Raw genomic sequence first — 23,201 nt, 5'->3', positions numbered from 1 at the left:
TGCGGAGATCGCCCCTTGGAAGACCTCAACTCCCTCTACTACTTCACCCAGGTGGTCGAGCACGGTGGCTTCGCCCCGGCCGGGCGGGCGCTGGACATGCCCAAGTCCAAGCTCAGCCGACGCATCGCCGACCTGGAGGAACGCCTCGGCGTGCGCCTGCTGCACCGCACCAGCCGGCACTGCTCGCTGACCGAGATCGGCCAGGCCTACTACAACCGCTGCCTGGCCATGCGCGTGGAGGCCGAGGGCGCCGCCGAGATCATCGAGCGCAACCGCAGTGAGCCACGCGGGCTGGTGCGCATCAGCTGCCCGACCACCCTGCTCAACTCCTGGGTCGGGCCGATGCTGACCCGCTACATGCTCAAGTACCCGCAGGTGGAGCTGTTCATCGAGAGCACCAACCGCCGCGTCGACCTGCTGCATGAGGGCTTTGACGTGGCACTGCGGGTGCGTTTCCCGCCGCTGGAGAACACCGACATGGTGATGAAGGTGCTGAGCAACAGCACCCAGTGCCTGGTCGGCCACCCGTTGTTTCTCGAACAGCTTGCGCAAGGCTTTGATCCGCAGCAGCTCAGCGAGCTACCCAGCGTCCATTGGGGCGGCGCCCAGCGTGAATACCAGTGGGAGCTGTTCCAGGGTGAGGACATGAGCCGCAGCCTGGTGATCCCACATAAACCACGGATGGTCACCGACGACCTGTTCGCGCTGCGGCATTTCGTGGTGGCGGGCGTGGGGATCGCGCACCTGCCCAGGGTGGCAGTGCGCGAGGACCTGGCGGCGGGGCGGTTGGTGGAGATGCTGCCAGGCTGGCATCCGCGTTGCGGCATCGTGCATGCGATCTTCCCGTCACGGCGGGGGTTGCTGCCGTCGGTGCGGTCGTTGATCGATCATCTGGCGGAGGAGTTCGCCATCAGCGACATGGCGTAGCACGCCATCGCGGGGCCAGCCCGCTCCCACGAAGCCCTGTAGTCTCGGTGGGAGCGGGCTTGCCCCGCGATCAGGCCATCAGAACGCGAAGCAGGAACAACCCAACGCACCCCAGAAGCCCTGGTAATCACTCACCGGCACACTGGAATGCCGCGCCTTCTCATGGCTGTGGGCATGCACCCCGCACGGCCCGACGCACTGGTGCAGCGCCGCCGCCATCGGCGCACCGGCGCGCCAGTGCCCCGGCACCTTGGCCACCGGCGACCACTCCGGCAACACCGGCACCTGCGCAGGGCCAAGCTTGTCGAACTCGGCGGCGCCGTACACCACCTTGCCATCAACGATGGTCAGCACCGACTCGATGCCCTTGATCGCCTCTTCATCGACGCTGAAGAAGTCCAGCGACAGCGCCGCCAGGTCCGCCAGCTGGCCGACCTTGATCTGCCCCTTCTTGCCCTGCTCGCTGGAGAACCAGGCGCTGCCATGGGTGAACAGCTGCAGCGCGGTCTCGCGGCTCAGGCCTTGCGGATACAGTTCCAGCCCACCGACGGTCTTGCCGCTGACCATCCAGTACAGCGAAGTCCACGGGTTGTAGCTGGAGACCCGGGTAGCATCTGTCCCCGCCCCCACCGGCACGCCCATGTCGAGCATGCGCTTGATCGGCGGGGTGTGTTCGGCGGCCTTGGCGCCATAACGCTCGACGAAATACTCACCCTGGAAGGCCATGCGGTCCTGGATGGCGATGCCACCGCCCAATGCCCGGACCCGCTCGATGTTCTGCGGGGTGATGGTTTCGGCATGGTCGAAGAACCATGGCAGGCCATTGAACGGGATGTCGCGGTTGACCTTCTCGAACACATCGAGCATGCGCGAGATCGACTCGTCGTAGGTGGCGTGCAGGCGGAACGGCCAGCGCTGCTCGACCAGGTGACGCACCACCGGCTCCAGTTCCTGCTCCATGGTCTGCGGCAGGTCCGGGCGCGGCTCGAGGAAGTCCTCGAAGTCGGCGGCGGAGAACACCAGCATCTCGCCGGCACCGTTGTGGCGGAAGAAGTCGGTGCCGTCGCCCGGCTTGACCTTCTGCGTCCAGTTCTTGAAGTCAGCCAGTTCTTCCTTGGGCTTCTGGGTGAACAGGTTGTAGGCAATGCGCACGGTCAACTGGTCGTTGTTGGCCAGCTCCTGGATCACCTGGTAGTCGTCCGGGTAGTTCTGGTAGCCGCCACCGGCATCGATCGCGCTGGTCAGCCCGAGGCGGTTGAGCTCGCGCATGAACTGGCGGGTGGAGTTGACCTGGTACTCCAGCGGCAGCTTCGGCCCCTTGGCCAGGGTGGCGTAGAGAATGGTGGCGTTGGGCCGGGCGATGAGCATGCCGGTGGGATTGCCGAACTTGTCGCGCTGGATTTCGCCGCCTGGGGGATTGGGCGTGTCCTTGGTGTAGCCCACCGCCCTGAGCGCGGCGCGGTTGAGCAGCGCACGGTCGTAGAGGTGCAGCAGGAACACCGGGGTGTCCGGCGCGGCCTGGTTGATCTCTTCCAGCGTGGGCATGCGTTTCTCGGCGAACTGGAACTCGTTCCAGCCGCCGACCACGCGCACCCACTGCGGGGTCGGCGTGCGCTCGGCCTGGTCCTTGAGCATGCGCAGGGCGTCGGCCAGCGACGGCACGCCTTCCCAGCGCAGTTCGAGGTTGTAGTTCAGGCCACCGCGAATCAGGTGCAGGTGCGAGTCGTTGAGGCCGGGGATCACCGTGCGCTGCTTGAGATCGATGATCTGCGTGGCGGTCCCCTTGTGGGCCATGGCTTCGGCGTCGCTGCCCACGGCGAGGAACTTGCCGTCCTTGATGGCGACGGCGCTGGCGTTGGGTTTCTCGCGATCAACGGTGTGCAACTTGCCATTGAACAAGATGAGGTCGGCGTTCATGGGATCTCCTGAAAGGGCGGCACGGGCGGAATCGGTGAACGGCAATGCGCTCCACAGCGCGCCGGCGGCACCGAGCACGGTGCTGGTGGCGAGGAACTTGCGGCGGCTCTGGTCGGTAGGGTCCTGGCTCATGGTGCTCTCCGTCCGGGTGGGTGATCGGCAGGCGGTTGAAGGCTAGCAATGGATCACGGCGGGCGCTCAGCGGCGCAACCAGCCGGCACAGCGGCGCGTCACCCAGGGCATGATGTAGAACACCACAGGTAGGATGACGAACAGGTTGGTGACCAAGTTGCCGGTGATCTGGCCACCCAGCAGCGGATAGCGAGCAAACAGCGGCGCCAGCAGCTGGGGAATGACCAGGGTCATCGGGCAGATCACCAGGTAGGTCAGCAGGGCCTGTTTCCAGCGCGGCGGTTGCGCGGCGCCGACGCTGGGCGGGGTGAACCAGAACTCCGGGTCATCGTGCACCTGGGTCTGGTCGCCGTCTTCCAGCAGTGGCAGCACTTCACTGATCAGCGCCTGGCGCTCGGCAGAGTTGACCCAGGCCTGCAGCAGGCCGGCGTCGGCGAAGCGCACCACGGTGGTGAAGTGGCGGCCGCCGTCGTCCGGGCGGATGACATTGACGTCCAGATGACCGGGCTGTTGACGAGCGGTAGTCACGGCGCGCTTGAGCCAGGTTTCGTAGCGCGCCAGCGCCTGGGCACGGACCTTGTGCTGGATCACCAGCGTGACGACGCTGCGGTTGCCTTCGGTTGCGGTGTTCATCGCTGTCATTCCCTGGAGATGAGCTGGCCTGCATCCACTGTGCAACAGCAGACGAGCGCTGGATTGGATGGGTGTGCTGCCTTGCCTGGCACCATCGCCCTCGCGGGTGCCAGGCTGGCGGCGGCTTACTTGCCGGCGGTCAGGGCGTTGTAGCTGGTGATCAGGTTGCGGTAGTCCGGGATGTGGTTGGAGAACAGCGCCGCCAGCCCTTCGACATCGTTGCGCCAGTCGCGGTGCAGCTCACAGGCCACGCCGAACCAGGTCATCAGTTGCGCGCCAGCCTGGCTCATACGGTTGTGGGCCGCGTCGCGGGTCATTTCGTTGAAGGTGCCGGAAGCATCGGTGACCACGAACACCTCGAATTCCTCTTCCAGAGCCGCCAGCGCCGGGAAGGCCACGCACACTTCGGTCACCACGCCGGCGATAATCAGCTGTTTCTTGCCAGTGGCCTTTACTGCCTTGACGAAGTCTTCGTTGTCCCAGGCGTTGATCTGGCCTGGGCGGGCGATGTACGGGGCATCCGGGAACAGCTCTTTCAGCTCCGGCACCAGCGGGCCGTTGGGGCCTTGCTCGAAGCTGGTGGTGAGGATGGTCGGCAGGTTGAAGTACTTGGCAAGGTCGGCCAGGGCCAGCACGTTGTTCTTGAAGCGGTCCGGCTCGATGTCGCGGACCAGGGACAGCAAGCCGGCCTGGTGGTCGACCAGCAGTACGGCGGCGTCGTCTTTGTTCAGGCGGTTGTATTTGAAGTTGTTCATTGCCGGTGCTCCTTGGGTTTCGATCTTCAGTGGGGTGGGTGTTTCGCGTTGATGGGAGAAGATTAAAACCGGAACCTTTGTGGCGGTAGATAGCGAAATTTGGCTGTAGCGTTCTATTTTACGAACGATGGATAGGCGCCACGTTTTCTGGCCTTATCGCGGGCTTGCCCCGCGATTGCGATACCCGCAGACAGCCATTGCCCGCTACCCCAACCTGCTCTATTACTACCCACAGCCCTCCCCCGCACCGAGACCACCATGCTGGCGTTCATCCAGTCATACCCGCTGTTGCTCGGCACCTTGCTGATCCTGCTCGACCTGCTGCTCTGGCAGCTGATTCCGCTGCACCACCGGGCTTGGCGCATCGCCACGCGGCTGGTGTGCTTCCTGGTGTTTAGCTCGGTGCTGCTGACGGCGGGCATGAGCCCGCTGCAACCGCCGCCCTGGGCCGACGATGTGCCGCGCAACCTGATGGCCACGGTGCTGGCGATCGGCTGGTGGCTGTTCGCCGCGCGCACGGTGACGGTGGTGTTCGGCCTGCTGCTGGTGGCACGCGGCAGCCACGGCGGGCGCCTGCTGCAGGATGTGTTCGGGGCGCTGATCTTCCTGGTCGCGGCGGTGGCGGCGGCGGCCTATGTGATGCAACTGCCGGTCAAGGGCCTGCTGGCGACCTCCGGGGTGATGGCCATCGTCATCGGCCTGGCGTTGCAGAGCACCCTGGCCGACGTGTTCTCCGGCATCGTGCTGAACACCACGCGGCCCTACCAGATCGGTGACTCGATCTCGATCGACGGCACCGAGGGCAAGGTGGTCGACATCGACTGGCGCGCCACCCGCCTGATCACCGGCAACAGCAGCCTGGCGGTCATCCCCAATTCAGTCGCGGCCAAGGCCAAGATCCTCAACTTCAGCCGCCCGGCCGAGGTGCATGGGGTGTCGATCAGCGTGGTGGTGCCGGCCAAGGTGCGTCCGCAGCGGGTGTTCGATGCGCTGGAAAAGACCCTGCAGGGCACCAGCATCCTGCTCGACAAGCCGGCGCCCAAGGTCACGGTGAAAGCTTCGAGCCTGGAGTCGGTGGAGTACGAAGCCAGCGGCTTTATCGCCGAGATGTCGCGCAAGACCGAGGTGCGCAACCAGCTGTTCGACCTGGCCCACCGCCACCTGGAGGCCAGCGGCGTGACCTGGAACACCGAGCTTGGCGCCCCCGTGCGCAGTCGCCAGCGCGAACTGCTGGACGAAGTGCGGGTGTTCCGCTCACTGAGCAACGAAGAGCGCGATGCCCTGAGCCAGCGCATGACCACGGTGGAGTACCTGGCCGACCAGGTCATCCTCGGTATCGGCGAGCGCTCGGAGCATGTGCTGCTGATCAGCCGTGGCGTGGTGCTGGCCTCGGTACGCGATGGCGAGCGGTTGATCGAAGGCGGGCGCATGGGGCCTGGGGAGGTGCTGGGGCTGGAGGGGCTGGTGGACGACGAGGCCTCGCCGGTCGAGTTCCGCGCCCTGAGCGGCTGCATGCTCTATCGCATCGACAAGGAACAGGTGCGCGGTTGCCTGGCCGAGAGTGGTGATGTGAAGTCGGCGCTGACCAAGCTGCAGCGGTTCCGCCGGCAGAAGCGCGAGTCACTGCTGCTGCAGAAACCGGCGGTGGTGAAGAAAGGTGGGTTCCTGAGCTGGTTGCATAAGTGAGCCAATCGCGGGGCCAGCCCGCTCCCACGTTCCTGGTTGCCCCAAGGATTATCCAGCCTGCACAGCGTGGGAGCGGGCTTGCCCCGCGATAGCGATTACAACACCACCCGCAGACACTGCCCCGCGTGATACAGCGAGAACCCCGACTCGTAGAACGCCGTGCGCAACGACGGCGCGCTCACCGGCCTCATCGGCGAGAATGGAATCGGCAGGCTGTCCGGATCATCCTTGAGCAGGAACTCGGCAAACGCCCGGCCGATCACCGTGCCGGTGGTGTTGCCGCGCCCGTTGTAGCCGGTCACCGCCACCAGCCCCGGCGCCGGTTCGAACAGGCGCATCAGGTGATCCGGGGTGAAGTCGATGCAGCCGGTCCAGTGCATCTCCCACTCGACCTTGCCCAGCGCCGGGTAGTAGTGGCTCTGGATACGGTCGGCCCAGCTGCGCACGAACCAGGCCGGCTTGTTGTCGACCCGGCCGAGGCTGCCGAGCAGCAGGCGGCCATGGTCGTCGCGGCGGATGCTGCTGAGCACGGTGCGGGTGTCCCACGAGCCCTGGCCATGGGGCAAGACCTTGTCGGCGGCGGCGCCATGCAGGGGCTTGGAGGCGACCTGGTAGTAATAGCCGCGGAAGAAGTGCTTCTGCAGGTTGCTCCAGTCGCCTTCGGTGTAGGCGCCGGTGGAGATCACCACCTTGTCGGCACGCACCGCGCCGCGTGCGGTCTTCACTCGCCAGGCGTCGCCATCACGCTCCAGGCCATCGACCGAGGACTGCTGGAACAGCTTGCCGCCCAGCCGGTTCACGGCGGCGGCCAGGCCTTGTGTATAGCCCATAGGGTTGATGGTGCCGGCGCGGCGGTCGAGCAGCGCGGCGGCAATCTTGTCGGTACCGCAGTATTCCTGGCATTGCGCGCCGGTCAGCAGCTCGACGTCGGCGCCGCGCCGGGTCCACTGCTGGTGGCGGGCCTCGAGGTCGGCGATGCCGGTGGCGTTGTGCGCCATGTGCAAGGTGCCCTGATGCCGGGCCTGACAGTCGATACCCAGGCGCTCGATCATGGCGAATACTTCACCCGGGGCCTCGCCGAGCACCTTGTTCAGGCGGGCGCCCTGCTTGTGGCCGAGGGTGGCCTCGACGTCGTCGGGGCGGATCCAGGTGCCGGCATTGACCAGGCCAACGTTGCGCCCGGAGCCGCCGTGGCCGATCTTCCAGGCTTCCAGCAGGATCACCGACTTGCCCTGCTCCAGCAGGTGGATCGCCGCCGACAAGCCGGTGATGCCGCCGCCGATCACGCAGACATCGGCCTTGTGCTCGCCGGCCAGGGCCTGGGCGGCGACGGTCGGCTGGGTGACGTGTTCCCACAGACATTCTTGACGCAGTTCGGACATGGCCGGCTCCAGCAATTGTTCTTATTGCCTCTGGGGCCGCTTCGCAGCCCTTTCGCGACACAAGGCCGCTCCCACAGGAATCGCGCCGAACCCTGTGGGAGCGGCCTTGTGTCGCGATTCGGGGGCGTCAGCCCCCGCCCACGATCATCAGTCGAACACGATGCCCTGCGCCAGCGGCAACTCACGCGAATAGTTCACGGTATTGGTCTGCCGGCGCATGTAGCCCTTCCACGCGTCCGACCCGGACTCACGCCCGCCCCCGGTCTCCTTCTCGCCCCCGAACGCCCCGCCGATCTCCGCGCCGCTGGTGCCGATGTTGACGTTGGCGATGCCACAATCGCTGCCCGAGGCGCTCTGGAAACGCTCGGCCTCGCGAATGTCGGTGGTAAAGATGCACGACGACAGGCCTTGCGGCACCTCGTTGTTCAGGCGCAGGGCCTCTTCGAAGTCGTCGTAGGCCAACACGTAGAGGATCGGCGCGAAGGTCTCGTGGCGGACCACGTCGCTCTGGGCCGGCATCTCGGCAATGGCCGGCGACACGTAGTAGGCGTTCGGGTACTGGTCGGCCAGCTGACGCTCGCCACCGAACACCTGGCCACCCTCGTCGCGGGCCTTGGCCAGCGCGCCCTGCATGGCATCGAACGACTGCTTGTCGATCAGCGGGCCGACCAGGTTGTCCTTGCGCGGGTCACCGATGCGCACCTTGCCGTAGGCGGCTTTGACGCGGGCGACCACTTCGTCCTTGATCGAACGGTGAACGATAAGACGGCGCAGGGTGGTGCAGCGCTGGCCGGCGGTGCCGACGGCGGAGAACAGGATGCCGCGCACGGCCAAGTCGAGGTCGGCGCTCGGGGCCAGGATCATGGCGTTGTTGCCGCCCAGCTCGAGAATGCTGCGGCCGAATCGCGCCGCGACACGCGGGCCGACTTCACGACCCATGCGCGTACTGCCGGTGGCGCTGACCAGCGGCACGCGTGGGTCGTCGACCAGGGCTTCGCCGGCTTCGCGACCACCGATCACCAGTTGCGCCAGGCCAGCCGGCGCATCACCGAAGGCCTTCACGGCCTTGTCGAACAGTGCCTGGCAGGCCAGGGCGGTCAGCGGGGTCTTCTCGGATGGCTTCCACACCACGGCGTTGCCGGTCACCAGCGCCAGCGCGGTGTTCCACGCCCATACCGCCACCGGGAAATTGAAGGCGCTGATCACCCCGACCACGCCCAGCGGGTGCCAGGTTTCACGCATGTGGTGGCCCGGACGCTCGGAGGCGATGGTCAGGCCGTACAGCTGGCGCGACAGGCCGACGGCGAAGTCGCAGATGTCGATCATTTCCTGCACTTCGCCCAGGCCTTCCTGGGTGATCTTGCCGGCTTCGATGGAGACCAGTTCGCCGAGGTCGGCCTTGTGTTCGCGCAGCACCTCGCCGAACAGGCGCACCAGCTCGCCGCGACGTGGGGCCGGCACGCTGCGCCAGGTTTCGAAGGCCTGTTGCGCCTGGTCGATGCGGGCAATGGTGTCGGCCTTGCCGAGCAGTTTCACCGAGGCGATGCGGCTGCCGTCAATCGGGGTGTGAACAGGGTAGTCGCCCTGGGTGTGAGCCGCGGCGGCAACGCCAAGACGCTCGAGCAATGCAGCAACCATTGTGCTTCTCCTTTCATCGGGTGAAGGGGTGGAAAAGGATGTGGGTCAGTATTAATCCGATTACACAGGTGCAACAAACGACCTTTATTCCGCATATCATTCCGCCAGGTAATGATTTCAGCCGCCGAGACCGCTTATGTCCAAACGCCTGGTTCCGTCCATGACCGCCCTGCAGTGCTTCGAGGCCGCAGCCCGCCACCTGAGCTTCACCCGCGCCGCCGAGGAGCTGCACCTGACCCAGAGCGCGGTGAGCAAGCAGGTGGCGCAGCTCGAGGAGATGCTGCGTCACCACCTGTTCCTGCGCATCCGTCGACGCTTGCAGCTGACCCCCGCCGGCAGCCTGTACCTGGCCGAGGTGAACAAGATCCTTACCCAGGTGGACATGTCCAGCCGCTATGTCCTGAGCTATGGCTCGCAGACCGAAGTATTGAAGGTAGCCACTCAACCGAGTTTCGGCGTGCGCTGGTTGATTCCGCACCTAAAAGGCTTCGGCAAGCGCCACCCGAACATCCACCTGGATATCCGCAACGAGATGGAGCCGTTCTCCCTGCTGCAGGGGTCGGCCGACGTGGTGTTCTTCTATGGCCAGGGCACCTGGCCGGGGGCGACCTGCGTCGAGCTGTTCGGCGAAGAGGTGGTGCCGGTGTGCGCGCCGGAGCTGTTGCAAGGCCGCACGCTGCCTGACGCGGGCGCGGTGGCGGAGCTGGTATTGCTGCAGAGCACCTCGCGCCCGGAGGCCTGGCACGCGTGGTTCCTGGAGCAAGGGCTGCACACCGACAACAGCTACCACGGGCCACGCTTCGACACCTTCTACATGGCCTTGAGCGCGGCGCAGGCGGGGTGCGGGGTGGCGCTGGTGCCGCGGTACCTGGTGGCCCGGGAGCTGGCCGAGGGCAGCCTGGTGCTGGCCTGGGACCATGCGATGAAGAGCAGTGGCGCGCATTATCTGGCGTATGCCGAGCATGCGGCGGAAGTGCCGAAGGTGCGGGCGTTGGTGGAGTGGGTTCGCGAACAGTTGCAGGCTTGAGATTGCCGGGGCCGCTTTGCGGCCCCATGGTCCTCAAGGTCGATCAATTATGGAATGAAACCCGCACTTTTTTTCGCTTGTACGCCAGCTCCATTCCCAGTTTTCATGTAAGTGTCCTCCACTCACCCAGGAAGCTTGCGATGCCCGCCCATGATTTCGTCAGCCCCGACAGCATCCGCGCGCAGTTCTCTGCCGCCATGTCGCTCATGTACAAGCAGGAAGTCCCCCTGTACGGCACGCTGCTTGAGCTGGTGAGCGAGACCAACCAGCAGGTCATGGCCGCACAGCCCAAGGTGGCCGAGGCCCTGCGCTGGACCGGCGAGATCGAACGCCTCGACCAGGAACGCCACGGCGCCATCCGCGTGGGCACCGCCGAGGAACTGGCCACCATCGCCCGCCTGTTCGCGGTGATGGGCATGCAGCCGGTCGGCTACTACGACCTGAGCTCGGCTGGCGTGCCGGTGCACTCCACCGCGTTTCGCGCCGTGCATGAACAGTCGCTGCACATCAGCCCGTTCCGCGTGTTCACCTCGCTGCTGCGCCTGGAGCTGATCGACAACCCGCAACTGCGCGCACTGGCCCGGGGCATCCTGGAGCAACGGCAGATCTTCACCCCCCGCGTGCTCGAGCTGATCGCCCAATGCGAACGCGACGGCGGCCTGGACACTAGCGATGCCGAGGCCTTCGTCCAGGAGGCATTGCACACCTTCCGCTGGCACCAGGACGCCACGGTCAGCGCCGAGCAGTACCAGCAGTTGCACGACCAGCACCGGCTGATCGCCGACGTGGTGGCGTTCAAAGGCCCGCATATCAACCACCTGACCCCGCGCACCCTGGACATCGACGCGATCCAGCTCGGCATGCCGGCCAAGGGTATTCCGCCCAAGGCCGTGGTCGAGGGGCCGCCCACCCGGCGCCAGCCGATCCTGCTGCGCCAGACCAGCTTCAAGGCCCTGCAGGAGAAGGTCGCCTTCAGTGATGCCCAGGGCAGCCACACGGCGCGTTTCGGCGAGATCGAACAGCGCGGCGCGGCGCTGACGCCCAAGGGGCGCCAGCTGTACGACCGGCTGCTGGATGCGACCCGTGAAGCTTTGGGCGGCGCGCCGGCGGAGGCCAATGCCGAGCGATACAGGGCGCTGCTCGCGGAGCACTTCGCCGAGTTTCCGGATGACCTGGGGCAGATGCGCGAGCAGGGGCTGGCGTACTTTCGCTACTTCGCCACCGAGAAAGGCCTGGCCGAGCGCGGGCAACAGGATCGCCCGACCACCCTGCAGGGGTTGATCGACGCCGGGCACGTGCATTTCGAGGCGCTGGTGTACGAGGATTTCCTGCCGGTGAGCGCGGCGGGGATCTTCCAGTCCAACCTGGGGGACGATGGCCAGGCCGACTATGGCAGCAACGCCAACCGCGAGGCCTTCGAGCAGGCGCTGGGGTTGCAGGTGCAGGATGAGCTGGCGCTGTATGCGCAGAGCGAGCGCCGGTCGTTGCAGGCGTGTGCGCAGGCGTTGGGGCTGGGGACGCTGTAGTATTTGAAACCGCTGGGGCCGCGTTGCGGCCCGTTCGCGACACAAGCCCGCTCCTACATGGGAACGCGCTCGCCTGGAGCGGCCTTGTGTCGCGCAAGGGCTGCAAGGCAGCCCCAGTGCACTAGCGGTGAGTGCGGAACCGATCCACTTCCTGGCGCAACTGCCCCGCCAGCCCCTCCAGCTCGCGGGCCGTCATGGCCAGTTCATTGGCCACATCACGCTGCTCGCTGTTGGCCTGGGCGATGCTCTGCAGGTTGCGGCTGAGCACCGTCGCGGTGCTGCTCTGCTCCTGGGTCGCGGTGCTGATCACGGCGAATTGCTCGCCCGCCACCCGGCTCTGCTCGTCGATGCGCGCCAGGGCTTCGGCCACCTTGTCGTTGCGTGCCAGGCCTTCCTGCATCAGCTGATTGCCCTGCTCCAACGTGCTGATGGCATGGCCGGTCTGCTGCTGGATGCTGGCGATCATGCCCGAGATCTCGTCGGTGGCCTGGCGGGTGCGCGCGGCCAAGCCACGAACTTCGTCAGCGACCACGGCAAATCCACGACCCTGCTCGCCGGCACGCGCCGCCTCAATGGCGGCGTTCAGCGCTAGCAGGTTGGTCTGCTCGGCGATCGAGGTGATCACGCCGACAATCCCACCGATCTCCTGCGAACGGGCGCCCAGGGTGTCCATCACTCTGGCGGTGCCACCCAAGGCCTCGGCGATCTGCCGCAGGGAAACCGAGGCTTCATCCATGGCGCTGCGTCCGATGCGGGTCTGCTGGGCATTGTCGCGGGCCATGCGCTCGGTGCCGGCCATGTTGTCGGCGATGTTCATCGACGTGGCGCTGAACTCCTCCACCGCGCCGGCCATGCTGGTGATCTCGCCGGACTGCTGGTCCATGCCCTCGCAGGCACCGGACGACAGGCCCGACAACGAGCGGGCACGGCCACTGACCTGGTCGGAGGCAGCACGGATATGCTCGACCATGGTCGCCAGGGCCTCACCCATCTGGTTGAAGCTGCGGGCCAGCTGGCCGATCTCGTCATGGCTGGTGACGCTCAGGCGAGCATTCAGGTCGCCGGCGCCGAGGGCTTCGGCCTGGCGCACCAGGTCGCCCAGCGGGCGCAGTTTACGGCGCAGCAACCAAAGGGTGGCGGCCACGGCCAGCAGCATCGCCAGCACGCTGCCGATGGCCAGGCGCAGGCCAACGCTCCAGGTCACGTCGCGGATCTCGCCCTCGGGCATGCTTGCCACCACGGTCCACGGGCCCTCGGCGAACGGCTCGGTGACGCTGAACACCGGCTCGCCGGCACCGGCCCAGAACTGCCCTGCCCCCGGTTTCAGCGCCTTGACTACCTGAGCCGCCGCCTCGCCGTCACGTACCTCGGCCGGCGGCACCAGCCACTTGCCTTGCTCGTCCAGCAACGCCAGCGAGCCGGTCTGGCCGATGCGGAAGCGCTTGAGGTTGGCGAACTGGGCGTTCTGCGCATCGGTGTAGTCGAAGCCGACGAACAGCACCGCGATCACCCGGCCACCGCCGTCACGCACCGGCACGTAACGGGTCATGTAGTTGCGCTCGAACAGCACGGCGCGGCCGACGTAGGTCTGCCCGGCCATCAGCTTGGCGTAGGCCGGATGCTGGCGATCGAGCTGGGTGCCGATGGCGCGGCTGCCGTCCTGCTTGGTCAGGCTGGTGCTGATACGCACGAAGTCGTCGCCGCTGCGCACGAACAGGGTCGCGACCCCGGCGGTCATCTGCTGGAACTCGTCGACCTGGCGGAAATCGTTGTTCAGCAGGTGGTCGCCCAGGTACAGCGCCGGTGTCGCGGCACCGGCGACATTGACCGTCTCACCGGCGTGCAGCGCCAGCCCCGAGGCGAATCGGCGCTCGAACAGGCCGCTCAGGCGCTGGGTGTTGTCCTTGAGCGAGCCGTGGAAGGTGTCGAGCTGGTCGGCCAGCAGCCGCGCCTCGCTGGCCAGATGCGCCTGGCGGGTGGTGAGGTTGGCGTCGTCCAGCGAACGCAGGGCGAACAGGGTGCTACCGGTGATCACCAGCGCCAGCACGATGGCGAGGGCGATCCCGAGCTGCGAGGCGATTCGGGCACGCGGTTGAGACATGGCAAGGCTCCTGGCAAGAGGCCGGGATCGTCCTGATCACGCTGACCGCCCGCTGCATATCGACGGGGAATCGCGTCCTCTTCCGGGACGCTGGTGCAAGTTGATCGGCGTCTGTAGGAAATACTTGAGTGCTGGACCGGGATATTCGCAAACGTTTTCTTGCTGTGGCCCGCGATGGTTATCAACCTTGCGCCGACAGTACCTGCACAACCGGCAGGTCCATTGCCGCCGCCTCCTCCTGCAGGAACACACTCAACCTGCGCAGCCGCTCCCCGCCCGGCCGGGTCCGCGGCCACACCAGGTAGTAGTCCATGCCACTGGCCACCGCAGTCGGCCAGGGCAGGCTCAGCCGGCGCTGGGCCACGTCCTCGGCCACCATCAGCAGGTCGCCCATGGAGATCCCATAGCCCCGTGCCGCGGCGATCATGCCCAGTTCCAAGGTATCGAACACCTGCCCGCCCTTGAGCGAGACCTTGTCGGTCAGCCCCATGCGCGCCAGCCAGGCACGCCAGTCACGCTTGTCCGGCGTAGGGTGCAGCAGTTCGATGCCCGCCAGGCGCCGTTCGTCCCAGGGCGCGTCATCGAGCAGTTCCGGCGCGCCCACCGGGATCAGCAACTCGGAGAACAGCCGGCGCACCTCCCAGTCTGCCGGAAAGCTGCCATCGCTGAGCAGCACCGCGCAGTCGAACGGCTCCTGGTTGAAGTCGACATGATCGACATCCATCCAGGCGCTGGTCAGCTGCACCTCGTTGCCCGGCTGCAGGTGGCGAAAACGGCTCAGGCGCGCCAGCAGCCAGCGCATGGTCAGGGTCGAGGGCGCCTTCATGCGCAGGATGTCGTCCTCGCCGCGCAAGGTATCGCAGGCCCGCTCCAGCGACGCGAAGCCGTCGCGCACACCGGGCAGCAGCATGCGCGCGGCTTCGGTCAGTTGCAGGCTTCGCCCGCTGCGTATGAACAGGCGGCAGGCGAAATGCTCCTCAAGGGTGCGGATATGCCGGCTGACCGCGCTCTGGGTGATCGACAGTTCTTCACCGGCACGGGTGAACGAACTGAGCCGGGCGGCAGCTTCGAATGCGCGCAGCGCATAGAGCGGAGGCAGTTGGCGGGTCATGGCGCACCTGTTAGGCGGGGCGTAGGTCGGATGCACAGGATCATACATCCATGAGTCAGGCTCATGCCTGTGATCGCATTTATCCTTTTGTGCAAAGCTGACCGAGGCCTCAGAATCGACGGCTCGCTTCCCCGACTCATCCAGAAGGACCGCCCCCATGCATGTCGCGCCCACCACTGAACTCAAGGCTTTGCTGCGCCTGGCCGGGCCGCTGATCGCCTCGCAGTTGGCGCACATGCTGATGGTACTCACCGACACCCTGATGATGGCCCGCATCAGCCCTCAGGCCTTGGCCGGTGGCGGCCTGGGCGCGGCGAGCTATTCGTTCGTGTCGATCTTCTGCCTGGGTGTGATCGCCGCGGTCGGCACGCTGGTGGCGATCCGCAAGGGCGCCAACGACACCGAGGGCGTCACCCGCCTGGCCCAGAGCGGCCTGTGGCTGGCCTGGGGCTTGGCGTTGGTCTCGGCGCTGGTGATGTGGAACCTCAAGCCAGTGCTGCTGCTGTTCGGCCAGAAGCCGGAGAACGTCGACTCGGCGATGCAGCTGCTCACCCTGCTGCCGCTCGCCCTCCCCGGCTACATGACCTTCATGGCCCTGCGCGGCTTCACCAGCGCCCTGGGTCACTCAACCCCGGTGATGGTCATCAGCCTGGTGGGCACAGTGTTCAACTACCTGTTCAACCATGCGCTGATCGAGGGCATGTTCGGCCTGCCCAAGCTCGGGCTGATGGGCATCGGCCTGGTCACCGCCGTGGTGACCCTGGGCATGGCCATCGCCCTCGCGCTTTATATTCGCTGGCACAAGGCCTATGCCGCCTACCCGCTGCGCAAGGGGCTGTCGCGCCCTTCCCTGCCGGCACTGCGCGAGCTGTGGCGGCTGGGCCTGCCGATTGGCGGTACCTATATGGTCGAAGTGGGCCTGTTTGCCTTCGCCGCCCTGTGCATGGGCGTGCTGGGCAGCACGGAACTGGCGGCGCACCAGATCGCACTGCAGATCGTCTCGACCGCATTCATGGTCCCGACCGGCCTTTCGTATGCGGTGACCATGCGCGTCGGACTCTACTATGGTGCCGGCAACCTGTTGGCGGCTCGCAGCGCCGGGCGCGTGGGTATCGGCTTCGGTGCCTCGCTGATGTTCGCCTTCGCCGCACTGTTCTGGTTGTTGCCGGACGTCCTGGTCGGCTTGTTCATCGACCGTAACGACCCGGCCTTCGCGGCGATCTTCATGCTGGCGGTACAGTTGGTGATGGTGGCGGCATGGTTCGAGCTGTTCGATGGCGTGCAGACCATCGCCATGGGCTCGATCCGTGGTCTGAAGGACGCCAAGACCACCTTCCTGATCGGCCTGGTGTGCTACTGGTTGGTAGGCGCCCCGAGCGCGTGGCTGTTCGCCTTCAACCTCGGCGGCGGCGCGCAGGGGATCTGGTGGGGGCTGGCGCTGGGCCTGGCCTGCGCGGCGGTGGCGCTGACGTTCGGCTTTGAATGGCGGATGAAGCGGTTGCTGGGCAAGGCAGAGCGGGCGCGGGGGGCGGCGGTGTCGGTTTGAGGGGTTTGGGGGCGCTGGGGATCACGTGATGGCGGACAAGTACCTGGCGCTGCAACTGTACCGTCGAACACCTTGAAGTAAAAACCGTCTAAAACTGTACTACTGTACCGCCATAAACATCACTTTCTGTTCATCACTTCCCTACTACCTCCACAAAACCGCACCAAAAAAGCGCACACCAGTACAGTTTTGCCAATAACAAGTGCAACAGTCCCTTCCAACAGTTAACTGCCCCCTCACAATACACCTGAACTGTACCTACTGTTCTGGACGAGAGAAGAGGAAGATGGGCACCAGTTAAATCACTCCCTAATGCCGCCACAAGCGGAAGGATGACACATCATGGAACGTACCCTCAGTTCCGACCTGGTTTTCGAAAAAGCCCAAGCCTCCAACGCCGCCCTGCCGCTGCGCGTCCTGTCCACCCTGGTACTGTGGCAGCGCCGCATGGCCAGCCGCCGCCAGCTGGCACGCCTGGACTCCCGCCTGCTGGCTGACGCCGGCATCAGCGAGTCGCAGCGCTACGAAGAGCTGAGCAAGCCGTTCTGGCGCTAAGCGCCGGACGCCGGCCCAGGCCGGCACCGCAAACTCACAAGAACCCGTTGCAGGAAACTGCGGCGGGTTTTTTTGTTTCAAGGCCCGGACTAGAGCATTCGCACGACCAAACATAACAGTTTTTATAACTTACAAATCGACAGGTACAGTTACTATTTGTGATCTTTTCTCGAGCCAAATGGCCGAACCAGCACGTGTTACGCTTGTCTTACGCGCCTGGCAGAGAAAAGTACCGTGACGAGCCAAGCGAGCGTCCGATAAGCAGAACCATCCAGACCCTGTGCAGGAGTCCCCGACCATGTCCCGTTATCACCTGTTTGGCGCCGCCTTGCTGCTGTCGCTCGCCGGCGCGGCCAATGCCACCAGCTTCGTCGTCACCACCGACGCTGTGGTAGGCGCAGTAGCCGCCTCCACCGACGCCACCTCCGACATCTCCTCCTCGTTCCGCGACGACAAGATCGTCAAGGCCGCCCGTGACGATGCCGCCAGCTTCGTTGGCAGCGACGGCGCCATTCGCGGCGCCAAGCTGGAGAGCGCGTTCGCGCATATTCGCCAGCAACTGCCGGAGCTGCAGGCCAGCGACGCGCAACTGGCCCGCGCCATCCTCGCCATCTGAGCCCCGCACCGCCCGGATTCACTGGCCCCGCCCGTGGATCCGGGGTAGCCTTCGCAGCCCGAGATCATCGCCAGACCGCCCATGCGTTACCTGTTGCCTTCACTGTTCGCCCTGGCCTGCATGAGCAGCGCCCAGGCCATGGATACCACCACCCAGAGCCTGGTCATCAGCGGCTACGTCACCAGCCAGGTTACCGCCGCGCCGTTCGACCACAAGCTGGTCGCCGCCGCCCGTGACGACGCCGCCGCGTTCGTCGCCAGCGACGGCCGGATCCGTGGCGCGCGCCTGCAGGCGGCGCTGGACATGCTGCACCAGGACCTGGCCCGGCCTTGCGTCGGCGACCGTGAACTGGCCGAAGCGATTCTCGTCCAATAACTACATTCGACTCCCCTGTACTTCCGGAGATGCTCCATGCGTAAACCGCTGATCGCCGCCACCCTCGGCATGCTGCTGCTCGCCGACCTGGCCCAGGCCCACACCCTGGTGGCCACCAGCAACATCATCGTCCGCGCCTTTGGCCGTTCGATCGATTTCACCTCCGACACCACCACCTCGATCCGCGACTCGAAAGTGGTGCGTGAAGCCCACGACGACGCCGCCAGCTTCGTCGCCAGCAACGGTGATATCCGCGGCGCCCAGCTCGAGGCCGCCTTCGACACCCTGCGCGCCCGCGTCCCCGAGGCCCGTGACGCCAGCGACCAGGTGCTGGCCGAAGCCATCCTCGCCCTGTGAAGCGCGTGCGTGCCTGGCTGCTGGGCTGCGCCCTGACGCTGCTCGGCACGCCCGCCCTGGCCGACCTGCAGCTGGTGCTGCAGCGCGACGGCCTCGACCCTGCACAACAGCAGGCGACCCAGACGTTGCTCGACGAAGCCATGGCCAAGCTGCCACCGCGCTTCAAGCAGCAATTGGACCGGCAAATCCTGGTCGGCTGGACCGAGCGCATGCCCGAGGACGCCTACGGCCAGGCCTCTCCGGTGGCCAGCCTGGAACTCAACCGGCGCCTGCTGCCGGGCCTGGTCGACGGCAGCGCCGCCCGCGAGAAGACCAACCGTCCCCACGGCACGGTCCGCGAGGAATTGCTGGCCACCGTGCTCCACGAACTCACCCATATCTATGACCGCGCGCGCCTGTGGCCGGACGCCGAGCGCCAGCTGATCAGCCGCTGCAAGCGCCAGCAAGGCGCCCTGGGCAAGGTCGGGCTGCCGCAGGACTGCCGTGGCCAGGCCGAACGCCGCTTTACCCTGAGCGACGACCCGCGCCTGCTGGACTTGGCCGGCTGGCCACAGTACGTCGGCCGGCGCGGCGAGCGCGAGCAGCACAACGGCCAGCTGGTACGCAGCCCGGACGCCTACGAGCTGAGCAGCCCGAAAGAGTTCATCGCGGTCAACATGGAATACTTCCTCCTCGACCCGAGCTACGGCTGCCGTCGCCCTGCGCTAAACCAGTACCTGCGCGACCATTTCGGCTGGGCGCCGCAACAGGACACCTGCGCCAGGGGCCTGCCGTTCCTCAATGCCGGCAACGATTTCGCCCGCCAGCCATTGGGTGAGATCGACCCGGAGCGGGTCTACGAGGTGGACTACCTGCTGGCCGAAGCCAACCAGAACTGGGTCAGCCGTTGGGGCCACAGCATGCTGCGCCTGGTGATCTGCGCCCCGGGCCGCCCGCGCGGTCCAGCCTGCCGCCTGGACTTGGACCAGAGCCTGGTGCTGTCGTACCGCGCCTTCGTCAACGACGTGCAGCTGTCCAGCTGGGACGGCCTGACCGGCGCCTATCCCTCGCGGCTGTTCGTGCTGCCGCTGGGGCAGGTGATCGACGAATACACCAAGACCGAGCTGCGCAGCCTGGCCTCGGTGCCGCTCAAGCTCAGCCGCGGCGAGATCGAGAACCTGGTGCGCCAGGCCGCCGAGATGCACTGGAGCTACGACGGTAACTACTACTTCCTGTCCAACAACTGCGCCGTGGAATCGCTCAAGCTGCTGCGCAGCGGCACCGGCAACCCGCGCCTGAACGACCTTGACAGCATCATGCCCAACGGCTTGCTGGAGGTACTCAAGGGCAGGGGACTGGCCGATACCCACGTGCTCGACGACCCGCGGGAGGCACTGCGCCTGGGTTATCGCTTCGACTCTTATCGCGACCGCTACCAGGCAATGTTCGAGGTGCTGCGCAAGCAGTTGCCGATCAAGCAGACGAGCGTGGAAGACTGGCTGGCGCTGGACGCCGAGCAGCGCCGCCAATGGTTCGACCGCGCCGACCTGCGTACCAGCGCGGCCTTGCTGCTGCTCGAGCAGGCCGGCCTGCGCCGCCAGCTGCTGCTGGCCCAGGACGAGGTCAAGCAACGCTACCTGAATGGCCGGGCGCTCAAGGACGGCAGCTTCGACAAGGCCAACGAAACCTTGCAGGCGATGCTGGCCAACAGCGGCTTCCTCAGCCGCCCGGCGGAATTGCTGGGGGCAGGGGGCTATGGCCTGCCGCAGCCTGCCGAGCGCAAGCAGCTGGAGCAGGTGAGCAGCGAGCGCCAGGCGCAGCTGCTACGGCTGAGCACCGACTTGGACCAGCAGGTGAGGGCGCTGCTGGGGCCGGAACGGGGCAGGGAGATCAAGGCCGTGGAGGCCAATATCAAGCAGGTGGGCGAGCATCTGCGGGCGTTGCACAAGGCGGCCGGGGGGTTGCAGCTGCCCTAGCGCATGGCGATAAGGCCGAACAGAGGTAGCACAATGCCCTACAGGCTTTCCTCGTCCTCCTCCGGCAACCCTTGATCCACCTGCAACCATGGCAACCGGCTCCCCACCCAGATATGCCGATTGGCCGGCACCCGCTCCGGGTGATCCAGCGTCGCCACCGTCACATCGATCGTTTCAGGGCTATGCGCGGTCACCAGCGCCACGTGCGCCCCGCAGTTGCCACAGAAATACCGGCTGCAGCTCTGCGGCGCCATGTAGCGCTGGGGCGAGCCCGCCAGCCACTGGAAACCCGCGAGGGGCAGGGTGACCCAGGTCACCAGCGTACCGCCGCTGACCCGCCGGCAGATCGAGCAATGGCAATGGGCGACATCGCCCAGATCGGCCTGCAGCCGGTAGCGCAACGCCCCGCAATGACACCCGCCTTCCACGACATCCACCATCGAAATGACCTCCCGTCGCCTGAGCGCAGGCGAAAGCTGGCTGAAAGCTTGCCCACATAGGATAGCGCCACCACCGGCAGCAGACCGGCCAGCCAGGGCACCCGGAAACCTCCGCGCCCCGGCCCAATCAACAACAACAATGGTGATTCTGATGTTTTCCTGTGCCCGCCTTCTCGCAGTATCCCTCCGCCTGCTCCTCGCGCAGCGCCTGACGCGCTGATCCGCCCGAATCGTCCTTCCTTTCGCCGCGCCACGCCTGGAGTACCGCCATGCTGACCTTCCTCGGCTTCGCCATGGTCATCACCTTCATGTACCTGATCATGACCAAGCGCCTGTCGGCCTTGATCGCGCTGATCCTGGTACCGATCCTGTTCGCCCTGTTCGGTGGCTTTTCCGCCAAGATCGGCCCAATGATGCTCGAAGGCATCAGCAAGCTCGCGCCCACCGGCGTGATGCTGATGTTCGCCATTCTCTACTTCGCCCTGATGATCGACTCCGGCCTGTTCGACCCGGCCGTGCGCAAGATCCTCAAGCTGGTCAAGGGCGACCCGCTGAAAGTCTCGGTCGGCACCGCGGTGCTGGCCCTGGTGGTGTCCCTCGACGGTGACGGCGCCACCACCTACATGATCTGCTGCGCCGCCATGCTGCCGCTGTACAGCCGCCTGGGCATGAGCCCGCGGATCATGGCCGGCCTGATCATCCTCGCCGGCGGAGTGATGAACATGACTCCGTGGGGCGGCCCCACCGCCCGCGCCGCCAGCGCCCTGCACGTGGACCCGTCGGACATCTTCGTACCGATGATCCCGGCCATGGCCTTCGGCGTGGCGGCGATCCTGGCCATCGCCTACTGGTACGGCAAGCGCGAGCGTGCCCGCCTGGGCGAGCTGCACCTGCCGACCGACGACATCGACCACAGCGAGATCAGCGTGTCGCAGTTCCCCGAAGCGCGCCGGCCGAAACTGATCTGGTTCAACGGTGCCCTGACCGCAGCGCTGATGGTCGCGCTGATCGCCGGCGTGCTGCCGCTGCCGGTGCTGTTCATGATTGCCTTCAGCATCGCCATGATCGTCAACTACCCGTGCCTGCAGCAGCAGAAGGACCGCATCGCCGCCCACGCCTCCAGCGTGCTGGCCGTCAGCGGGCTGATCTTCGCCGCCGGCATCTTCACCGGCATTCTGTCGGGCACCGGCATGGTCGACGCCATGTCCAAGAGCCTGCTGGCGGTGATCCCGGAAGCGTTCGGCCCGTACATGGCGGTGATCACCGCGATCGTCAGCATGCCGTTCACCTTCTTCATGTCCAACGACGCCTTCTACTACGGCGTGCTGCCGGTGCTGTCGGAGTTCGCCAGCCACTACGGCGTCACCCCGGTGGAAATGGCTCGCGCGTCGATCGTCGGACAGCCGGTGCACCTGCTCAGCCCGCTGGTACCCTCCACCTACCTGCTGGTTGCCCTGGCCGGCATCGAGTTCGGCGACCACCAGCGCTTCACCCTCAAGTGGGCAGTGCTGGTGTGCCTGTGCATAATGGCCGGCGCGCTGGCACTGGGGACTTTCCCGCTGTTCAGCAGTCTGTAATACAAGCGCATCATCCAACTGCAAAGCGCCCGGCCTCTTGGGCGCTTTGCCTTTAACGCTCGAAGGAATACACATGGAATGGCTGACCAGCCCGGAAATCTGGGTTGCCTTTTTCACCCTCACCGCGCTTGAGATTGTGCTCGGGATCGACAACATCATCATGATCTCGATCCTGGTCAGCCGCATGCCCAAGCACATGCAGCCGCGCACGCGGATCTTCGGCCTGGCCCTGGCCATGGTCACGCGGATCATGCTGCTGCTGTCGATCACCTGGGTCATGCGCCTGACCGACGACCTGTTCCATGTGCTCGGCCAGGGCATCTCCGGGCGCGACCTGATCCTGTTCTTCGGCGGCCTGTTCCTGCTGTGGAAGAGCTCCCAGGAGATCTACCACGGCCTGGAAGGCGAGGACGAGAGCGCGGACGCGCCGAAAGGGGCGGGCGGCAAGTTCTTCTACACCATCATCCAGATCGCCATCATCGACATCGTGTTCTCCCTGGACTCGGTGATCACTGCGGTGGGCATGGTCTCCCACGTACCGGTGATGATCGCCGCGATCATCGTCGCGGTGCTGGTGATGATGCTCTGCGCCGGCACCATCAGCGACTTCATCGACAAGCACCCGTCGCTGAAGATGCTTGCGCTTTCGTTCCTGATCGTCGTTGGTACCGTGCTGATCGCCGAATCTTTCGACGTGCACGTACCGAAGGGCTATGTCTACTTCGCCATGGCCTTCTCGCTGGCGGTTGAAGCGATCAACATCCGCATGCGCACGGCGCTGGCGCGCAAGAAGGGCAAGGAGCACGATCCGGTGAAACTGCGCAAGGACATTCCCGGTCAGTAAGATCAGGAGCGCAGTACAAAAGGGCCCTTCGGGGCCCTTTTCGCATCCACGTCCCTGTAGGAGCGCCCCCTATCGCGACACAAGGCCGCTCCTACAGGCAC

Annotated in this window: 20 protein-coding genes and 1 pseudogene; 12 read left to right on the top strand and 9 right to left on the bottom strand. The window is 65.8% G+C overall.

The window, feature by feature from the left end; translation table 11 throughout:
* The first annotated feature begins 15 nt into the window (after positions 1–15).
* Positions 16–927, top strand: a complete 912-nt coding sequence (locus tag K5H97_RS00915; RefSeq protein WP_028688635.1) for a LysR substrate-binding domain-containing protein — start codon at positions 16–18, stop codon at positions 925–927.
* 78 nt (positions 928–1,005) lie between these two features.
* On the opposite strand, the gene K5H97_RS00910 is transcribed toward K5H97_RS00915, so the two are convergent.
* The 3 genes from K5H97_RS00910 to ycaC form a co-directional block, all read right to left on the bottom strand.
* Positions 1,006–2,976, bottom strand: a complete 1,971-nt coding sequence (locus K5H97_RS00910) for an amidohydrolase (protein ID WP_028688636.1) — start codon at positions 2,974–2,976, stop codon at positions 1,006–1,008.
* A 66-nt stretch (positions 2,977–3,042) separates the two neighbouring features.
* Entirely contained in the window at positions 3,043–3,609 is a 567-nt protein-coding gene (locus K5H97_RS00905) for an antibiotic biosynthesis monooxygenase (protein WP_028688637.1), read from the bottom strand.
* Positions 3,610–3,734: 125 nt separating this feature from the next.
* Complete coding sequence (gene ycaC, locus K5H97_RS00900) at positions 3,735–4,364, bottom strand: isochorismate family cysteine hydrolase YcaC (RefSeq protein WP_028688638.1); 630 nt, start codon at positions 4,362–4,364, stop codon at positions 3,735–3,737.
* Between the two features lie 258 nt (positions 4,365–4,622).
* Between ycaC and K5H97_RS00895 the strand changes: the two genes are divergently transcribed.
* Positions 4,623–6,050 carry a mechanosensitive ion channel family protein gene (locus K5H97_RS00895; protein ID WP_028688639.1) on the top strand — a complete coding sequence of 476 codons (1,428 nt, stop codon included), beginning with the start codon at positions 4,623–4,625 and terminating at the stop codon, positions 6,048–6,050.
* Between the two features lie 95 nt (positions 6,051–6,145).
* Here K5H97_RS00895 and amaA read toward each other — a convergent pair whose 3' ends face one another.
* Positions 6,146–7,432 carry an L-pipecolate oxidase gene (gene amaA / locus K5H97_RS00890; protein ID WP_028688640.1) on the bottom strand — a complete coding sequence of 429 codons (1,287 nt, stop codon included), beginning with the start codon at positions 7,430–7,432 and terminating at the stop codon, positions 6,146–6,148.
* A gap of 147 nt (positions 7,433–7,579) precedes the next feature.
* Entirely contained in the window at positions 7,580–9,070 is a 1,491-nt protein-coding gene (amaB, locus tag K5H97_RS00885) for an L-piperidine-6-carboxylate dehydrogenase (RefSeq protein WP_028688641.1), read from the bottom strand.
* 136 nt (positions 9,071–9,206) lie between these two features.
* Here amaB and K5H97_RS00880 point away from each other — a divergent pair, with 136 nt between their 5' ends.
* Entirely contained in the window at positions 9,207–10,097 is an 891-nt protein-coding gene (locus K5H97_RS00880; protein ID WP_028688642.1) for a LysR family transcriptional regulator, read from the top strand.
* A 140-nt stretch (positions 10,098–10,237) separates the two neighbouring features.
* Complete coding sequence (gene hglS / locus K5H97_RS00875; RefSeq protein WP_028688643.1) at positions 10,238–11,623, top strand: 2-oxoadipate dioxygenase/decarboxylase HglS; 1,386 nt, start codon at positions 10,238–10,240, stop codon at positions 11,621–11,623.
* A 121-nt stretch (positions 11,624–11,744) separates the two neighbouring features.
* On the opposite strand, the gene K5H97_RS29890 is transcribed toward hglS, so the two are convergent.
* From K5H97_RS29890 to K5H97_RS00865, 3 genes and pseudogenes are all read right to left on the bottom strand, one after another.
* Entirely contained in the window at positions 11,745–12,476 is a 732-nt protein-coding gene (locus K5H97_RS29890) for a methyl-accepting chemotaxis protein (RefSeq protein WP_371877808.1), read from the bottom strand.
* A gap of 135 nt (positions 12,477–12,611) precedes the next feature.
* Positions 12,612–13,724, bottom strand: a pseudogene (locus K5H97_RS29885) (Cache 3/Cache 2 fusion domain-containing protein); the annotation flags it as partial.
* A 181-nt stretch (positions 13,725–13,905) separates the two neighbouring features.
* Positions 13,906–14,835 (bottom strand): LysR substrate-binding domain-containing protein, encoded by a 930-nt coding sequence (locus tag K5H97_RS00865; RefSeq protein ID WP_028688645.1) that lies wholly within the window; start codon positions 14,833–14,835, stop codon positions 13,906–13,908.
* 157 nt (positions 14,836–14,992) lie between these two features.
* Between K5H97_RS00865 and K5H97_RS00860 the strand changes: the two genes are divergently transcribed.
* The 6 genes from K5H97_RS00860 (at position 14,993) to K5H97_RS00835 (ending at position 20,239) form a co-directional block, all read left to right on the top strand.
* Positions 14,993–16,381, top strand: coding sequence for a NorM family multidrug efflux MATE transporter (locus K5H97_RS00860; protein WP_028688646.1), 1,389 nt, complete (start codon positions 14,993–14,995; stop codon positions 16,379–16,381).
* A 342-nt stretch (positions 16,382–16,723) separates the two neighbouring features.
* Positions 16,724–16,936, top strand: coding sequence for a DUF1127 domain-containing protein (locus tag K5H97_RS00855; RefSeq protein ID WP_028688647.1), 213 nt, complete (start codon positions 16,724–16,726; stop codon positions 16,934–16,936).
* 298 nt (positions 16,937–17,234) lie between these two features.
* The gene (locus tag K5H97_RS00850; RefSeq protein WP_028688648.1) at positions 17,235–17,552 is read left to right on the top strand and encodes a DUF2388 domain-containing protein; all 318 of its coding nucleotides are present in this window, start codon (positions 17,235–17,237) and stop codon (positions 17,550–17,552) included.
* A gap of 81 nt (positions 17,553–17,633) precedes the next feature.
* Positions 17,634–17,927 carry a DUF2388 domain-containing protein gene (locus K5H97_RS00845; RefSeq protein WP_028688649.1) on the top strand — a complete coding sequence of 98 codons (294 nt, stop codon included), beginning with the start codon at positions 17,634–17,636 and terminating at the stop codon, positions 17,925–17,927.
* Between the two features lie 36 nt (positions 17,928–17,963).
* Positions 17,964–18,284, top strand: coding sequence for a DUF2388 domain-containing protein (locus K5H97_RS00840; RefSeq protein WP_011531558.1), 321 nt, complete (start codon positions 17,964–17,966; stop codon positions 18,282–18,284).
* Positions 18,281–20,239, top strand: a complete 1,959-nt coding sequence (locus K5H97_RS00835; protein ID WP_028688650.1) for a DUF7844 domain-containing protein — start codon at positions 18,281–18,283, stop codon at positions 20,237–20,239. The genes K5H97_RS00840 and K5H97_RS00835 overlap by 4 nt, the downstream gene beginning before the upstream one ends.
* A 38-nt stretch (positions 20,240–20,277) precedes the next feature.
* Here K5H97_RS00835 and K5H97_RS00830 read toward each other — a convergent pair whose 3' ends face one another.
* The gene (locus tag K5H97_RS00830; protein WP_028688651.1) at positions 20,278–20,679 is read right to left on the bottom strand and encodes a GFA family protein; all 402 of its coding nucleotides are present in this window, start codon (positions 20,677–20,679) and stop codon (positions 20,278–20,280) included.
* A gap of 269 nt (positions 20,680–20,948) precedes the next feature.
* Between K5H97_RS00830 and K5H97_RS00825 the strand changes: the two genes are divergently transcribed.
* Positions 20,949–22,256 (top strand): CitMHS family transporter, encoded by a 1,308-nt coding sequence (locus tag K5H97_RS00825; protein WP_028688652.1) that lies wholly within the window; start codon positions 20,949–20,951, stop codon positions 22,254–22,256.
* A 73-nt stretch (positions 22,257–22,329) separates the two neighbouring features.
* Entirely contained in the window at positions 22,330–23,100 is a 771-nt protein-coding gene (locus tag K5H97_RS00820; RefSeq protein ID WP_028688653.1) for a TerC family protein, read from the top strand.
* Positions 23,101–23,201 lie beyond the last annotated feature (101 nt).

It is taken from the genome of Pseudomonas mosselii, assembly GCF_019823065.1.
In the GTDB taxonomy this organism is placed as follows: Bacteria; Pseudomonadota; Gammaproteobacteria; order Pseudomonadales; family Pseudomonadaceae; genus Aquipseudomonas; species Aquipseudomonas mosselii.
The sequence above is the reverse complement of the archived record's forward strand: the minus strand, read 5'-3'. Positions and strand labels throughout refer to the sequence as shown.

Coding starts and splice junctions, on each gene's coding strand:
- K5H97_RS00860 (WP_028688646.1), top strand. CDS start 14,993: ATGCATGTCGCGCCCACCACTGAACTCAAGGCTTTGCTGCGCCTGGCC.
- ycaC (WP_028688638.1), bottom strand. CDS start 4,364: ATGAACAACTTCAAATACAACCGCCTGAACAAAGACGACGCCGCCGTA.
- K5H97_RS00855 (WP_028688647.1), top strand. CDS start 16,724: ATGGAACGTACCCTCAGTTCCGACCTGGTTTTCGAAAAAGCCCAAGCC.
- K5H97_RS00905 (WP_028688637.1), bottom strand. CDS start 3,609: ATGAACACCGCAACCGAAGGCAACCGCAGCGTCGTCACGCTGGTGATC.
- K5H97_RS00850 (WP_028688648.1), top strand. CDS start 17,235: ATGTCCCGTTATCACCTGTTTGGCGCCGCCTTGCTGCTGTCGCTCGCC.
- K5H97_RS00845 (WP_028688649.1), top strand. CDS start 17,634: ATGCGTTACCTGTTGCCTTCACTGTTCGCCCTGGCCTGCATGAGCAGC.
- K5H97_RS00840 (WP_011531558.1), top strand. CDS start 17,964: ATGCGTAAACCGCTGATCGCCGCCACCCTCGGCATGCTGCTGCTCGCC.
- hglS (WP_028688643.1), top strand. CDS start 10,238: ATGCCCGCCCATGATTTCGTCAGCCCCGACAGCATCCGCGCGCAGTTC.
- K5H97_RS00895 (WP_028688639.1), top strand. CDS start 4,623: ATGCTGGCGTTCATCCAGTCATACCCGCTGTTGCTCGGCACCTTGCTG.
- K5H97_RS00910 (WP_028688636.1), bottom strand. CDS start 2,976: ATGAGCCAGGACCCTACCGACCAGAGCCGCCGCAAGTTCCTCGCCACC.
- K5H97_RS00825 (WP_028688652.1), top strand. CDS start 20,949: ATGCTGACCTTCCTCGGCTTCGCCATGGTCATCACCTTCATGTACCTG.
- amaB (WP_028688641.1), bottom strand. CDS start 9,070: ATGGTTGCTGCATTGCTCGAGCGTCTTGGCGTTGCCGCCGCGGCTCAC.
- amaA (WP_028688640.1), bottom strand. CDS start 7,432: ATGTCCGAACTGCGTCAAGAATGTCTGTGGGAACACGTCACCCAGCCG.
- K5H97_RS00880 (WP_028688642.1), top strand. CDS start 9,207: ATGTCCAAACGCCTGGTTCCGTCCATGACCGCCCTGCAGTGCTTCGAG.
- K5H97_RS00865 (WP_028688645.1), bottom strand. CDS start 14,835: ATGACCCGCCAACTGCCTCCGCTCTATGCGCTGCGCGCATTCGAAGCT.
- K5H97_RS00830 (WP_028688651.1), bottom strand. CDS start 20,679: ATGGTGGATGTCGTGGAAGGCGGGTGTCATTGCGGGGCGTTGCGCTAC.
- K5H97_RS29890 (WP_371877808.1), bottom strand. CDS start 12,476: ATGGCCGGCGCGGTGGAGGAGTTCAGCGCCACGTCGATGAACATCGCC.
- K5H97_RS00820 (WP_028688653.1), top strand. CDS start 22,330: ATGGAATGGCTGACCAGCCCGGAAATCTGGGTTGCCTTTTTCACCCTC.